Annotated in this window: 1 protein-coding gene; it reads right to left on the bottom strand. The window is 34.7% G+C overall.

The window, feature by feature from the left end:
- A partial coding sequence (locus ACVBAX_RS25350) for a helix-turn-helix domain-containing protein (protein WP_447119707.1) occupies positions 1 to 600 on the bottom strand: 600 nt, incomplete at both ends.

The raw sequence follows: 600 nt of genomic DNA, 5'->3' as shown, positions 1-600 counted from the left end.
TTCATTTCGCGTTGGATTTTTTCTTCGGGGGTTAACTCCGGTTCTACTTTACGCTGGCCGCGCTTATCCTTGAGACCGTCTTCTCCTTCTTTCTCAAACTTCTTCACCCATTGATATACCTGTTGATAGGAAACATTAAAATGTTCAGATGTTTGATGATAATTTTTCATGTTCTGTACGCAGTACATAACAATTTCCAAACGTTCTTCTAGTGTAGTGGACCGGCCTTTAATCATAGAGTTATTCATCCTTTTCATCTCTTTTAATTCTCTATGATCATTATAATTCCTTATCCATTGTTTCAAAAGTGAACGACTGGACATTTCATACTTCCGTACAACCTCATTCATAGAATAGTTCCCAGAAAGATAATCAAGGACTGCAGCTGTTTTGATATCTTTAGAATACCGTTTCCATCCTTTTGATCCTTGAAGTCCGTCCATTCCATATGTCTGATATAGATAAATCCATTTATTTAATGTATCTTCAGTTATTTTATGTTGTTGACAGAAAGCTTGAATTGATGACTTCCTGTTTTGGTATTTGATAATAAATTCTAATTTTTCTTGTGCTGAATATGCACTTTTCGCCATAAAAAAA

It is taken from the genome of Robertmurraya sp. GLU-23 (assembly GCF_052983275.1).
Note: the sequence above shows the minus strand (reverse complement) of the source record. Positions and strands in the feature narration are given on the sequence as shown.